The 13,723-nt window shown below is 57.8% G+C and carries 15 protein-coding genes; 5 read left to right on the top strand and 10 right to left on the bottom strand.

Annotation, left to right across the window (positions count from 1 at the left end; translation table 11 throughout):
* Positions 1-220: 220 nt before the first annotated feature.
* The 9 genes from crtI to glmM form a co-directional block, all read right to left on the bottom strand.
* Positions 221-1,864, bottom strand: a complete 1,644-nt coding sequence (gene crtI / locus NC979_RS03405; RefSeq protein WP_190523725.1) for a phytoene desaturase family protein — start codon at positions 1,862-1,864, stop codon at positions 221-223.
* 63 nt (positions 1,865-1,927) lie between these two features.
* Positions 1,928-2,503: a Uma2 family endonuclease gene (locus NC979_RS03400; RefSeq protein ID WP_190523713.1), complete on the bottom strand. Its 576-nt coding sequence runs from the start codon at positions 2,501-2,503 to the stop codon at positions 1,928-1,930.
* Between the two features lie 135 nt (positions 2,504-2,638).
* Positions 2,639-3,244, bottom strand: coding sequence for an anthranilate synthase component II (locus NC979_RS03395; RefSeq protein WP_190523712.1), 606 nt, complete (start codon positions 3,242-3,244; stop codon positions 2,639-2,641).
* A gap of 34 nt (positions 3,245-3,278) precedes the next feature.
* Positions 3,279-3,743, bottom strand: coding sequence for a diacylglycerol kinase family protein (locus NC979_RS03390; protein WP_190523711.1), 465 nt, complete (start codon positions 3,741-3,743; stop codon positions 3,279-3,281).
* Between the two features lie 72 nt (positions 3,744-3,815).
* Positions 3,816-4,334, bottom strand: a complete 519-nt coding sequence (ybeY, locus tag NC979_RS03385; RefSeq protein ID WP_190523710.1) for an rRNA maturation RNase YbeY — start codon at positions 4,332-4,334, stop codon at positions 3,816-3,818.
* 2 nt (positions 4,335-4,336) lie between these two features.
* Positions 4,337-4,537, bottom strand: coding sequence for a DUF3285 domain-containing protein (locus NC979_RS03380; RefSeq protein ID WP_190523709.1), 201 nt, complete (start codon positions 4,535-4,537; stop codon positions 4,337-4,339).
* A 114-nt stretch (positions 4,538-4,651) separates the two neighbouring features.
* A protein-coding gene (gene prfB, locus NC979_RS03375) for a peptide chain release factor 2 (RefSeq protein WP_199309017.1) occupies positions 4,652-5,777 on the bottom strand; the annotation gives its coding sequence in 2 pieces (ribosomal slippage) (positions 4,652-5,701 and positions 5,703-5,777; 1,125 coding nt in all).
* Between the two features lie 156 nt (positions 5,778-5,933).
* Entirely contained in the window at positions 5,934-6,698 is a 765-nt protein-coding gene (locus tag NC979_RS03370) for a hypothetical protein (RefSeq protein WP_190523708.1), read from the bottom strand.
* 224 nt (positions 6,699-6,922) lie between these two features.
* A complete protein-coding gene (gene glmM, locus NC979_RS03365) occupies positions 6,923-8,395 on the bottom strand; it encodes a phosphoglucosamine mutase (protein ID WP_190523707.1) in 1,473 nt (490 codons plus the stop codon).
* Positions 8,396-8,486: 91 nt separating this feature from the next.
* Here glmM and NC979_RS03360 point away from each other — a divergent pair, with 91 nt between their 5' ends.
* Together NC979_RS03360 and NC979_RS03355 are read left to right on the top strand one after the other, a co-directional pair.
* On the top strand, positions 8,487-8,951 hold the full coding sequence (locus NC979_RS03360; RefSeq protein WP_190523706.1) for a DUF309 domain-containing protein: 465 nt from the start codon (positions 8,487-8,489) through the stop codon (positions 8,949-8,951).
* Positions 8,952-9,321: 370 nt separating this feature from the next.
* On the top strand, positions 9,322-10,173 hold the full coding sequence (locus tag NC979_RS03355; RefSeq protein ID WP_190523704.1) for a glycosyltransferase family 2 protein: 852 nt from the start codon (positions 9,322-9,324) through the stop codon (positions 10,171-10,173).
* An 18-nt stretch (positions 10,174-10,191) separates the two neighbouring features.
* On the opposite strand, the gene NC979_RS03350 is transcribed toward NC979_RS03355, so the two are convergent.
* On the bottom strand, positions 10,192-10,353 hold the full coding sequence (locus NC979_RS03350; RefSeq protein ID WP_190523702.1) for a hypothetical protein: 162 nt from the start codon (positions 10,351-10,353) through the stop codon (positions 10,192-10,194).
* Positions 10,354-10,612: 259 nt separating this feature from the next.
* Here NC979_RS03350 and NC979_RS03345 point away from each other — a divergent pair, with 259 nt between their 5' ends.
* The 3 genes from NC979_RS03345 (at position 10,613) to NC979_RS03335 (ending at position 13,578) form a co-directional block, all read left to right on the top strand.
* Complete coding sequence (locus NC979_RS03345) at positions 10,613-11,521, top strand: glycosyltransferase family 2 protein (protein WP_190523701.1); 909 nt, start codon at positions 10,613-10,615, stop codon at positions 11,519-11,521.
* 126 nt (positions 11,522-11,647) lie between these two features.
* Positions 11,648-12,814: a cysteine desulfurase family protein gene (locus NC979_RS03340; RefSeq protein WP_190523699.1), complete on the top strand. Its 1,167-nt coding sequence runs from the start codon at positions 11,648-11,650 to the stop codon at positions 12,812-12,814.
* A gap of 20 nt (positions 12,815-12,834) precedes the next feature.
* On the top strand, positions 12,835-13,578 hold the full coding sequence (locus tag NC979_RS03335) for a DUF1995 family protein (protein WP_190523697.1): 744 nt from the start codon (positions 12,835-12,837) through the stop codon (positions 13,576-13,578).
* Positions 13,579-13,723: the final 145 nt, after the last annotated feature.

Genomic DNA, 13,723 nt, shown 5'->3' with positions numbered 1-13,723 from the left:
TTTTGAGCCAGCCATAGAACTGGACGTACCAATTCCGGATATTGGATTTGGCAGTTTTGGGTTTGCCGACACCCAAGGATGTGTAGGGTGCATTAGCGGCCCCCAACCCTGCGCATTTCCCAGGCTAGTCGTATACCGCAATGCACCGCTTACAGGAGCGGGTATGTTGAGCAAACCCGCAGTGTAGGGTGGGCACTGCCCACCCTACACTGGTCCTGATCTATCGGATGCTTAGCTCGGGGCTTGCCTGACCACTAACGATCGCATCATCTACGCCATAATCCTCCGCCACTAGCCGCGCCGCCATCTTGGCCGACATCATCACGCTGGGAGTGCCAGCGCCGGGCTGGGTGCCTGCCCCTACCAGGTAGAGGCCGTGGATGTCTTCGCTGCGGTTGTGGGGCCGGAAAAAGGCCGACTGCACCAGCAGAGGTTCGAGGCCAAAGGCATTGCCCGCGTAGGCATCGAGGGTGTTTTCAAAGTAGTCGGGGGTGATGTAGCTGTGGCACACCAGCCGCTCCCTCAGATTGGGCAGATATCCACGTTCATCGAGGAAGTCGAAGACGATGTCGCGCAGGCGATCGCCCACCTCAGACCAGTCAATGCCCGACTTGTTGTTGGGCATGGGCACTAGGGTGTAGGCCGCATGATGTCCAGGAGGCGCTAGCGACGGGTCAGTGAGGGTCGGCAGGTGCAGATACTGGGAGAAATCTTTAGGAAGGATCTTGCGGCCAAAGATATCTTTGAGCAGCTCTTCGTAGCGGGGGCCAAGAATGATGCTGTGATGGCGCAGCTTCTCGGTTTCGTTGCCGTCAGCCTTGAAACCAAAATAGATCACAAACACCGACATCGACTGCTGGGAGACCTTCACCCGCAGGTCACTGTTCCAAAAGCGGTACTGGGGCTCGATCAGCTTGCCGTAGGTGGTAGCCCAGTCGGCATTCGACACGACGGCATCGGCCGTCATCGTCAAGCCGTCGCCTAGGGTGACGCCCGTGGCTACCTTCTTGCCGTCTTTGCGGATGACGTTGATTTTACTGACCGGCGCGTTGTACCTGATCTTGCCGCCCAGATCCTCAAATTTTTTCACAAAGCCCTGCACCAGCGCCCCAGTGCCGCCCATAGCAAAGTGAATGCCCCAAGTTTTTTCGACAAAGTGGATCATGGCGTAGATGGCAGGCACCGACAGGGGGTTGCCGCCCACCAGCAGCGGCTCAAAGGTGAACACCTGGCGCAGCTTGTCGCTTTTAAAGTAACGGCCGCTAAAGCGAAACAGGTTGCGCACGGCATCGAGCTTGAGCAGGTCAGGAGCGACCTTGAGCATGGTGCCGACATCGCCAAAGTGGGTGTAGCCCAGCTCTAAAAAGCCCCGCTCAAAGATGGCGCGGGCCTGCTCGTGGAAGCGCTTATAGCCCTCTAGATCGCCCGGTTCGCCCAGGGCCAGAATCTGCTCGTGGGTATGGGCTTCGTCGCCGTCGTAGTCGAAGAAGGTGCCATCGTCAAAGTAGATGCGGTAGAAGGGCAGAATCGGCACGATCTGCACGTAGCGGCTAGTGTTGGGCCCACCAGAAATCCCTTCTTTGATGCGCTTGTTCTCATCGAGGATGGTGGAGGGAAAATCTTCGGCAGTCAGGTTGGCGCGATCGCGCTCCAGCGAAAATAGCTCTTCAATAAAGTGGGGCACCGTGATCACCGTCGGCCCCATGTCGAAGGTAAAGCCCTGCTCGCGGCGCACATAGGCCCGCCCACCAGGGGCATCCAGTGCCTCAACGATGGTGGTGTCAAACCCCAGGCTTTGCAGACGAATACCCATGGATAGCCCGCCTACCCCAGCCCCAATCACGATCGCCTGTTTCCGGCCCATGCTTGACTCCTGAGAGATTCTGTTACAAACGTTAATACCGTGTTCGTATTCTACTACTGCTGGTTAACCTCGCGCTGCAAACAAGCGGGCTACCTCGCAGGCAAATCCCGGCAGCAGGTCTGAGGTAATCGTGTCCTGGGCTAAAAGGGTGGCAACTAAGACTAACTGAGCCTGCTCGCGACAGTAGATCTCGATGCGCTGCGCCGTGCGATCGACAATCCAATATTCCAAGACGCCTTGGATGGAGTAGAGCTTAAGCTTGGCGGAGCGATCGCGGTCTTCGTTAGCTTTACCCGGCGATAACACTTCGATGACCAACTCCGGTGCCCCCTGGAAGTGGCCCGCCTCGTCTTGAATTTGGGCTATTCGCTCGGTGCTTGCCCAGACTACATCAGGAGAAACATTGTCAGCATCGGAGAAAATCAGCCCCGGCATAATGGATGCCTCGCCTTGGCCAGAGCTGAAAGCCCAGTTATCTAGCGCGGCAAAAATACGGCCAGCCAGCTGCTGGTGCTTGTGGTGAGGCGACCTGGTCACAAACAGCTCTCCGTCGATAATCTCGTAGCGAACCCACTCATTCTCAGGGAGCGCTTCGATGTCTTTCGTGGTCCAGCGAACTGGGCTTTTGGTAACGCTCATGGCTGAGAACCCCGGAAAAGCTTTAGCTCTAATTGTAGCTGCGGGTCGGCTTGGAGGCGGATGGGAGACCAACAGCAGAGGACTCAGCCAGATTCTGCTCAGTAATTCTTAGCCGCCATTGTCTCTACGCTGCAACTAGGCTGCGATTGGCACCGGCAGCGATACCAAAAAATTCCGCAAAATTTGTAGGCCTGACTCGGTGAGAATGCTCTCGGGGTGGAACTGCACCCCTTGCAGGTGGGGGTAGTCGCGGTGCTGCACGCCCATGATGGTGCCATCCTCGACCCATGCAGTGATTTCGAGGGTCTCGGGGCAGGTGGGGCGATCGATCACCAGGCTGTGGTAGCGGGTAGCCAAAAAAGGATTCTCTAGACCGGCAAATACGCCCTGACCGGTGTGGAAGACGGGAGAAGTTTTGCCGTGCATCAGTTCAGCGGCGCGCACCACGTTGCCGCCAAACACCTGACCGATGCTCTGGTGGCCTAGACACACGCCGAGAATTGGCAGGGTGGGGCCAAGCTTTTCGATGATCTCTAGCGAAACCCCTGAGTCGTCGGGGGTGCCAGGGCCAGGGGAGATGACGATGCCGTCGGGTTTGAGAGCGGTAATGTCATCCACTGTGATCTCGTCGTTGCGAAACACCCGCAGGTCGCCTGCCACCGGTAGCTCGGCCCCCAGTTCGCCTAGGTACTGTACCAGGTTGTAGGTGAAGCTGTCGTAGTTGTCGATGACCAAAATCATGGGCGCAGGCAGAATGGGGTTGAGAAAGCTAAGGCTAAAAGAACTTAGGTTGCAGGAGTTGCCACAGCGGCGGCAGCAGCAGACAGGCGGCGACCGACACCGAAATCAGCGCCGAGATCAGCACGGCGGCTGCGGCGCAATCTTTGGCAATCTTAGCGAGTTCGTGGTAGGTCTGCTCGACGGTGAGATCGACCACCGACTCTAGGGCGGTGTTGATCAGCTCCATGGTGAGCACGATGCCGCAGGTGAGAATAATCACCGCCAGTTCTACTGGGGCGAGGCTGAGGGCGATCGCCAAACTGACTGCAAAGCTGCCCACCACTACGTGAATGCGAAAGTTGCGTTGGGTGCGAAAGGCATAAGCCACCCCCTGCCAGGCATATCTGAAGCTCACTAGTAGATTTGTGGCTACCTTCCAAGAGAGCGAGCGGTCTACCGGACTGAGGTTAGCCTCAGGCACCGACACCGCTGTCTCAGATTTTTCGCTATAGAGGGTCATAGACAACTACTGATATAAGCCATTAGGCGATATGCCCCTATACCGTACCGTGGAGAACGAATCAGGGCTAATTTAGCCTACTTCTTCAGACTTTAACCCAGCAGTAGCGAGCAATTCACTTTGTTTGTCTAGCATTGCGACCAGGCTAGGGTCATCGGGATGATCCCAGCCCAGCAGGTGTAGGAAGCCGTGGGCAGCTAGCCAAGCTGTCTCCCAGCGCAGGGAGTGACCCGCTTCTGCTGCCTGACGAGCGGCAGTGTCTAGGGAGATAATAATGTCGCCCAAATAAAGGGGCTCGGTAGTTAAAATTTCGTCAATCTGAGGAAAATCGGTTTCGAGCGCGGCAAAGGAGAGCACGTCGGTGGGCTGGTCGAGCTGGCGAAACTGGTGGTTGAGGGCGGCGATCGCCTCGTCGGTCGTCAGTTTAAGCGATAGCTCGTAGGACCCGATCGGCGACCCCTCCAGGGCCATCTGCTGACCCCACTGAGTGAACCAGGTCTCCCACTCGTCGGTAGATATCACCTCAGCCTCGGGATGCTCTGGGTCTAGGGCCACCTCTAGGGTCGGCATAGGAGAAAGAGTTGTAGCCATGGCTAGCGGGTTAGGTAGGCTAAACCCACCAGCAGAGTCAGCAGAGCGGTCACAGTCAGTGAGAAGTGAAACAGCGACTTGCCGCCCTTCTTAACCATGTTGCGCATGGCCAATTTGACAAAGCTGGGGGGCGCTTCAGTAGAGGCGGTTGGCGAGGGCTGCGGGGTCGCAGTCGGGTCTAGGGTGGGTTGCTCTTGGCTCATAGGAAACGTCGCAGTGCTAGATAGCTTTAATGTACTGGGTTTTCTGAGTGGGTAGCGGGGGCACTGTTAGGAGGGCACACCGGCAGCTGACTCCATTAGATTACGTTCCACGTCCTAGACCGTCTGCTCTTGCAGCACCTGATTCTCCTGGCGCAGATAGGCTTGGATAAAGGCCTCGAGCTCCCCGGCCATGACATCCTCAATGGCAGTCGTCTCAACACCAGTGCGCAGGTCTTTGACCAGCTGGTAGGGGTGAAACACGTAGTTGCGAATCTGGGCACCCCAACTAGCTTCGACCATGTCGCCGCGAATCTCGGCGATCGCCTTGGCCTGCTGTTCTTGAGCAATAATCAGCAGCTTAGCCTTGAGGATGATCATGGCCTTTTCGCGGTTTTGTAGCTGCGATCGCTCCTGGGTGCAACGCACCGAAATGCCTGTAGGCAGGTGGGTTATGCGCACCGCTGTCTCCACCTTGTTAACGTTTTGCCCACCGGCTCCGCCCGAGCGCGAGGTTTTAATTTCCAGATCTTTTTCGGGAATATCTAGCTCGATATTTTGGTCGAGAATCGGCATAATCTCTACCCCGGCAAAGCTGGTCTGACGCTTGCCGTTGGCGTTAAAGGGCGAAATTCGCACTAAGCGGTGGGTGCCTTTTTCAGACTTCAAATAGCCGTAGGCGTAGCGTCCAGTAATCTCTAAGGTGGCTGATTTTAGTCCGGCCTCTTCACCATCGGATATTTCCACCAGGTGCACTTGATACCCCTGGCGCTCGGCCCAGCGGGTGTACATGCGCAGCAGCATCTCGGCCCAATCTTGGGCGTCGGTGCCCCCTGCCCCGGCGTTGAGGGTGAGTACAGCTCCTTTCTTATCGTAGGGGCCAGAGAGCAACTGCTGAAGCTCCCACTGATCGAGCTCCTGGCTGAGGCTGGTAACGGTGGCCTGAGCTTCTTGAAAAAGAGATTCGTCTTGGTCCTCTTGCAGCAGCTCGAGAATGGCAATGGTATCGTCGAGGCTGCTTTGCCAGGTGGTGAGCTGGCTGAGGTTGGCCTTATAGTCGCTCAGCTCTTGCAGGGTGTCTTGGGCCTTGCTTTGGTCATCCCAAAACTCGGGCTGGGCAGCAACCTGTTCCAGGTCTTGAATGCGGGCTTTGAGGGCAGGAATGTCAAAGATACTCCTGGGTTTTACCCAGGCGATTGGTGAGTTCGTCCAGCTCGCGCTTGAGGTCAGTAGTGTCGATCATAGAAGTGAAGGTATTTCTGGCTTGGGAAATCACTATAGCGAATCTTGGGGGTGGGAATGCGTGATGGGGTGGATAGGTGAGGAGGAACTCTGGGGACTGTTTTACTCCTCATACTCCATCACCCCAAGACTCCATCACCCCATTACTTTCTCTTCTCTACGCCGCCTTAAAGAAGCGAATAATTTCGCGCACGTGCTCTAGAAACCGGCCGTCGGCGCTGAGCTGGGCGATCGCCTGTTGTCCTTCTAACGCCAATCGCTGGTGCTCCGTCTGATTAGTAGCAGTTAGGGTCATAACTTCCGTAGCGAGAACCGTAAGATCCTGCCGCAGGGCCTGGCGCTGGCGCTGCTCGGTGGCGGCCCAGGAGGCGGGGTCTTCGGTGTCAAGCTGGGTAGTGAGCTGCTCTAGCTTGGTTTCGGCTTGGGTAAGGCGATCGCGCAGCCAGACCACATCTTCGCGGGGATACTTAAACTGTTGCTGAATGGCGGCAATGCGGGCGGCAAAATACTGGTAGGTGCGCAGGGCAGGGCGCAGGCCGCTAAGCAGCAGGGCCGCCACCGAACCCCAGTAGCCCAGCTGACTAACGCCCGTGCTGGCGAGCAGGTAGAGGCCCAGGGCCGTGAGCAGGTGCAGCCCAAGGACAAGCCGCAGCGACCAGCGGGCTAGCGATCGCACGTAGTCAACCTGGCGATCGTCTACCGCGATGCCATTTTCTGCCGACAGGGTTGCTTCGCTCAGCGCTCCCTTGGCCTCAAAGTAGATATTCCAGGGCACGGTGGTAATCGTTAGCAGCCAGCCAAAGCTGGCCAAGCCCACAACCCAGTCGGCGAAGTTGCCCACAGGGATCTGCCACCACTGGGCGAGGCCAAAAATGCCCAGCAAAATTATCACCAACATCAGGCTGAAAAAACTTGCCACCATCGTTAGGCTCCAAACGCAATCAAGGGGCAGATAGATGAGGGAAACATCCCCGTCTATCTGCCCCCATGGTGGCCGCTGTATTTTGGCTAAACGTGGCCGCTATACCGGTTTTTCAGCTGTTCCTGACTAGCCCTAAAATTGGGCAATTGATTGGGAAACACCTGGCTTTTTACTTGAGCAGATTCAGATCCTTAGGTTTTGGGAAAGCCTAGGGATCTTGGTAGCTACACTGCCAAATGCTGGGTGACGGCCTGCACAATATGCTGAGTCCAGCGATCGACTAAGCTTGCGTCTGCAGCCTCGACCATGACTCGAATCAGCGGCTCGGTGCCGGAGGGGCGTACCAGCACTCGACCCGCGTCACCCATGGCTTGCTCAGCGGCCTCAACAGCCTGGCAAACAGGGGTACAGTCTTGCCAGTTGAGGCGGCGATCGCGATCGGCCACCATCACATTCTGAAGCTTCTGCGGGTAGGTCTGGAAACTGTCATCCACCAGAGCCGCCAGCGAGCCACCCAGCGTTTGCACTAGAGTCGCCAGGTGCAAGGCGGTGAGAATGCCGTCGCCGGTCAGGCTGTAGTGGTGGCAGAGAATGTGGCCCGACTGCTCGCCTCCGAGCTTGGCACCCCGGAGCACCATTTCGCTATGCACATGCTGATCGCCGACTTGGGTACGCACCAGGGTGCCGCCTAGCTTTTCCCAGGCGCGCTCAAAACCCAGGTTGGCCATCACCGTAGAAATCAGGGTGTCGTTGGGCAGCCGACCCTGCTCTTGCAGCCGCTTGCCCCAGAGATAGAGAATATAGTCGCCGTCGACCACGCGACCTTGGGCATCCACTGCCATCACCCGGTCGGCGTCGCCGTCGAAGGCAAACCCCAGGTCAGCCCCGTGGGCATGAATCGCAGCCTTTAAGGGTTCTAGGTGAGTCGAGCCACAACCGACGTTGATGCGATCGCCGTCAGGAACACCGTGCAGGGCAATCACCTCAGCCCCGGCCTCCACAAACACCTGCTCAGCCAAGCGAGTGGCGGAACCCCAGGCCATGTCGAGCACCACCTTCATGCCCGCCAGATCGAGGCCGGGCAGCAAGGGCTCGTGCAGGAAGCTGGCGTAGCGATTGACTAGCTCAGGGCGGTAATAACACTGCCCCCAACTAGATCCAGGGGCGAGCGATGTCGCCTGACCCCGTAGAGCCGTTTCAATGGCAGACTGCACGCTGCTAGCCAGCTTGGTGCCATCACCGCCAAAAAACTTAATGCCGTTATCGGCTGGAGGGTTGTGGCTAGCCGAGATCATAATGCCGCCCAGAGCCTGGCACGACTCAGCTAGGTAGGCCACAGCGGGGGTTGGGCAGAGCCCAATGTGCCACACATCTATCCCCGCCGAGGTCAACCCAGCGGAGAGGGCAGTAGCCAGCATGTGCCCAGAGGTGCGGGAGTCTTGGCCCAAAATAATCGGCCCGTCGGTCAAGCCCTGCGCCTGCATGATCTGCCCAGCCCAGTAGCCAATTTCCATGGCCAGGGGAGCATTTAACAGATCTCCTGCTTTGCCACGAATGCCATCGGTGCCAAACAGAGGACCGGCGGGAAGTTGTAGGCCGCCCAATCCCTTCGGCGATCGCTCGACAACGGTCTCAGTATCAATGAGTTGCTGGCTGACAGGTACCGTGCCCGTCGGCCTTACCGGAGAACTTACCATGTTAATTTTCCTCACACCTCACACTCACAGTGGAGGATAACACCTCTGCCTTAGGATGGAACTATCCCTTTAGGCCAGTTCCCCCATAGTTATGGCCGTCGATATGTCTAGCGATAGTGTTGATCCCCGCCTGGGGGAAGGTGTTGCTCTGTTTAACCAAGGCGAGTACTATGCCTGCCACGACGTACTCGAAGCCATTTGGATGGAGGCCAACACCCTCGAAAAGCCGTTTTACCAAGGTATTTTGCAAATTGCGGTGGGGCTCTATCACCTGGGCAACCGCAACTGGAAAGGGGCCAGCATTCTGCTAGGGGAAGGGGTGAACCGCCTGCGCCCTTTTGAACCTACCTATGGAGGCATTGATGTAGAGCGCTTGGTCGACTGTGGCTGGGCCTGGTTGAACGCCCTGCACCAGAGCGGCCCTGAACGGGTGGCTGACGTAGCAGCGGCAGCGCTTCAGGCCCAGGGAGAGCCAGCGGCAGAAGTTGACCCCAAAGCCGTAGTGGCGATCGCTGGAGTTGGGCACCGCTTGCCCGCACTACATATATTCATGTAGCCCCAAGTCTGTCTAGACAGCACAACTACCAGGACCATCCTGAAGCCTGCATTTGTGTGATGAAATTTACAGTAATACAGCTCCACATAACTCCAGAAACTCCTTTTAGGCGTTCTATCTGCCTCTATAGAGTTCCCATTCAGTTCTAAGACTACGTCCGCCTATTCAAGGCACATCTACGCTATTTACATAAACCTCTTCGATACATCTCCTGCTTTTGGAAACGGAGCTATACACTAGCTTGGCATTGCAAATCGACCTACCCAGACGGTTAGCCATTGTTCCTGGGTAAAAGACTTAGCAAAACGGCTTGAATACGTAACTACGGAGCACTGCGATCGCGGATTGTCCTCCCACCCTGAATCGTCACATGAAAATAAGCGTTATCATTCCCTGCTTCAATACCGCACCCTTTATCGGGCAGCAGCTAGAGGCTCTAACTAAGCAGACCGTTGCTCCCTATGAGGTAATCGTGGCCGACAACGGCTCTACCGACAACAGCCGCACTGTAGCTGAGCAATACAGCGATCGCTTGTCGAACTTAAAAGTGATTGATGCAGCGGGGATGCAGGGCGCTTCCCACGCTCGCAACGCTGGAGCTAAGGCTGCCACCAGCGACTACCTGGCCTTTTGCGATGCCGATGACATCGTCAGTGAGGGGTGGCTTGAGGCCCTGGGCCAAGCCTTCGTCAATCACGGCTTTTTAGCCTGTTGCCTCGACTACGAAAAACTCAACAACGATACCGCCAATACCTCACAAACCGACGGCCTGCAAAACTTTAGAACGCCCTTTTATCCCTTTGCCGGGGGTTGCGGGTTGGCCATTCGCAAAGACATTCACGAATCGGTGAACGGGTTCGACGAAACCATTCCCCACCTAGAAGACGCCGATTACTGCATTCGGGTGCAAATGGCCGATCATCCCTTGGTGTTTGTGCCCAACGCGGTGGTGCACTATCGCTACGCTACGGATGCCCAGCAGTCTTTTTTTGAGGCCCGCCGCGCGACTTACCGCAAAGCCTACAACTGGGGCTATGGCCTAGCTACCCTCTACCTGCGCTATCGCGATCAGGGCATGCAACTGTACGGGCTACCGCCGCGCCTAGTATTAATCCCGCTGTGGGGTCTGCGGGTTTTAGGGTCTGGGTTTAAGTCCCACAACAGCGTTTGGCGGTTGGGCTGGCACATGGGCGTGGTCAATCGGCTGCTGGCTGGGTCGTAGCCTGCCCCAACGTTTGTTTTAATCGCCCTGGGCGCTTGGCTTCGCGTCGTGAGCCTTGCCGAGGCGATCGCCCTGGCAATTTTCATTTAGGATGTCTTGCCCAACCCCTGGTGCAACCGCTATAGGCAAGTGCACCGCCCCAATTTTTGCTAGCCGTGTCTTGGGCACAGTGGTCGCCATATCCACGTCCATTACTCTGGACGTTCTAGGCCATCGCTGTTCATTTAACTTTTTAACCAGCCGCTAAAGCCGCTAGTTGGGCATCTCTGTCTTCTAGCAGATGGGGTTCACGGAGGCGCGAAAGTAGGATTGCGAATTAAAGCCGGTTACTTATTGGCCCGGTGTTATGCCTGCCTAAGGCCAAACAAGGATGACCGAGGGACGTGGAGCACTATGATCGCGAGTCGCCTGCCTACCTAAATTATGGCTAACGAAAACTATGAAAATAAGCGTTATTGTTCCTTGCTTCAATGAGGCAGCGGTTATTGGGCAGCAGCTGGAGGCTCTGGCGAAGCAAACCGTTTCTCCCTACGAAGTAATCGTGGCCAACAACGGCTCCACCGACAGCAGCCTTGCCGTGATTGAGGAATACCGCGATCGCCTACCACGCCTAAAAGTGATTGATGCGGCGGGGGTAAAAGGCGCTTCTCACGCCCGCAACGCAGGGGCCAAGGTGGCCAATAGTAACTACCTGGCCTTCTGCGACGCCGATGATGTCGTCGATCAAGGGTGGCTTGAGGCGCTGGAACAAGCTTTCGCTAGCTACGGTTTTCTAGCCTGCCGACTTGACAACGAAATGCTCAATCCGGGCGCTGTCAACACTCCACAAAACCAGGGTCTGCAAAACTTTAGAACGCCCTTTTATCCCTTTGCTGGCGGCTGCGCGTTGGCCGTCCGCAAAGACATTCACGAATCGGTGGGCGGGTTCGATGAAGCGATTTCTCACCTAGAAGATGCCGACTACTGCATTCGTGTGCAGATGACAGGCCACGCCCTGACCTATGTGCCCGAGGCGGTGGTGCACTACCGTCACGGCGCGGGTACTAAGCAGTCGTTTGTGGAGGCCCGCCAGGCAACCTACCGCAAAGCCTATAACTGGGGCTATGGGCTAGCTACCCTTTACCTGCGCTACCGCGATCAGGGCATGCAACTGCACGGTCTGGCGCCACGCGCAGTGCTGATTCCGCTGTGGGGGTTGCGGGTTTTAGGGACTGGGTTCCGATCGCACAGCAGCCTCTGGCGGTTAGGCTGGCACATGGGCGTAGTCGATCGCTTGCTTAGCACTGCCGAGGTACCCAGCCCCCCAATATTCACCCCACCGGTGGCAGCACTAGCGGCCAGGTCGTAGGGCAGTGCTGCTTTGGGGCAAAGTGGGCCGTAGTTCACGAAATTTTGTTTGCCCGTTGGGGATAGCGGTCCCTGCTAGGATGGACTTTGTGCCCCTGGGGGGCGCTGTTCTCTTGTCGAGCCCGCTATGCAGATTTATCTAGATTACAGCGCTACTACGCCCCCTCGTCAGGAGGCGATCGCCGCTATGCAGGCCGCCATGGCTGAGCAGTGGGGCAACCCCTCCAGCCTGCACCATTGGGGCAGCCAAGCCGCCACTGTTCTAGAGCAGGCGCGCTTGCAGGTGGCGTCGTTGCTCAACGCTGACGACAACTCGGTGATCTTTACAGCGGGAGGCACCGAGGCCGACAACTTGGCGGTGCTCGGGGTGGCTCGGCGCTACCGAGTGCCCCAACACATAATTATTTCGTCGGTAGAGCATTCCGCCATTGAGCAGCCAGCTCAGCACCTTGAGCAGTTAGGCTGGCAGGTGACCCGGCTGCCGGTAGATGCCCACGGGCAGGTGAGCCCGGCAGATCTGCGCCAGGCCCTACGTGACAACACCGTGCTGGTGTCGATTATTTATGGCCAGAGCGAGGTGGGCACCCTCCAGCCCATTGAGGGGCTGGGTCAGATAGCCCGTGACCACGGAGCGCTGTTTCACACCGATGCGGTGCAGGTGGCGGGGCGGCTGCCCATCGATGTGCAAACCCTGCCGGTCGACCTGCTGTCGCTCTCTAGCCACAAGATCTATGGCCCCCAGGGCGCTGGAGCGCTGTATGTGCGCCCCAAAGTTGAGCTAGAGCCACTGCTGGGCGGTGGCGGCCAGGAGTTTGGGCTGCGATCGGGTACCCAAGCGGTGCCGGTGTTAGCGGGGTTTGGGGTGGCGGCCGCCCTGGCGGTGGCGGAAATGCCCAGTGAGACCCTGCGTTTGATTGGGCTGCGCGATCGCCTCTTTGAGCAGCTAGCCGATGTAGCTGAACTGGTGCCCACAGGCGATCGCCGCCACCGGCTGCCCCACCACGCTAGCTTTTGCATTGCCACCGCCGATGGCGATCGCGTCAGCGGTCGCACTCTGGTGCGCGAGATGAATCTGGCGGGCATTGGCATTAGCGCTGGCTCGGCCTGCCACAGCGGTCAGATCAGCCCCAGCCCGGTGCTGCTGGCTATGGGCTATAGCGATCGCGCGGCTCGCTGCGGCATTCGCCTTACCCTGGGGCGGCACACCACCGCCGCCGATGTTGACTGGACGGCGATGGTGCTGCGCCAAGTGCTCCAACGTGCCCTCGTTCCTTTGACCTTATCTCCGGTATAGAGCCTGCTATGGATAGTGCGATGGATTCTGTAACAACTACGGGCGTTCCAGCCAGTCTCGAGGACGCGATCGCCCAGGCTCGGGGAGCCACCCAGGCGGCCATCCAGGCGGGGGTGCCTCGGATGGTGGTCGAGCTGGTCTACTCCGAGCTGAAGGGTATGCCTGTGGCCCAGCAGTTTTACCCCGCCCTGCAAGAGCTGGGCCTGGTCTTCAAAATCTACTTCCCCGATGCGGGGGCGGCGGCTCTGGCCCGCCGCGACTGGGGCAACCCCGACTTTGTCGTGCGAGCCATCGGTGAGCTCCACAGCGAGATGGAGCCCGGCGATCAGGCCTACCTGTTTGTGGAACCCTCGTCGCTCGAGGTTAACCAGGTCGAAGAGATGTGTGCCCAGGCGGGCGATGCCTTTGTGATCATGCTCAACCCCAAGCTCGAAGACGTGGCCACCATTGGCATTGGCTATGCTGGGCGGCAGCTGCGCGATCGCTTCCTCAGCACTCTAGAGCCGGTCTACTATCTGCGGCCCATGGAGGAGGCTGTGCTACTGCGCTGCTACCCCCACCCCTGGCAGGTGTGGCAAGAGACCAACAATGGCTATGAGCTGCTAGCCGAATTGCCCGAAAAGCCCTCCGGTGAGGCGATCGATCGCATTTTGATGGGCGAGGCTACGGCCGGCTCCAGCGAGTCCGGCGCAGCAGCTCCGAAGGGCAAACGAGGCGGCTTTCTCAGCGAGCTCCAGGGATTCATTCGCGCCCTGACTCAGTAATCAGCCCCAGAGAGCGGCCACAGAGGGCATTCCGGCTAGATTCTTTCTCCGATTAGGGCCAAGATCGTGCCTCGGGGATACTGTCTTGGGTCCTGACCTGAGGTTATACTGCACTACACCCCTGCCCGATCATCTCTACCGATCG

This window comes from Leptolyngbya subtilissima AS-A7, assembly GCF_039962255.1.
In the GTDB taxonomy this organism is placed as follows: domain Bacteria; phylum Cyanobacteriota; class Cyanobacteriia; order Phormidesmidales; family Phormidesmidaceae; genus Nodosilinea.
The sequence above is the reverse complement of the archived record's forward strand: the minus strand, read 5'-3'. Positions and strand labels throughout refer to the sequence as shown.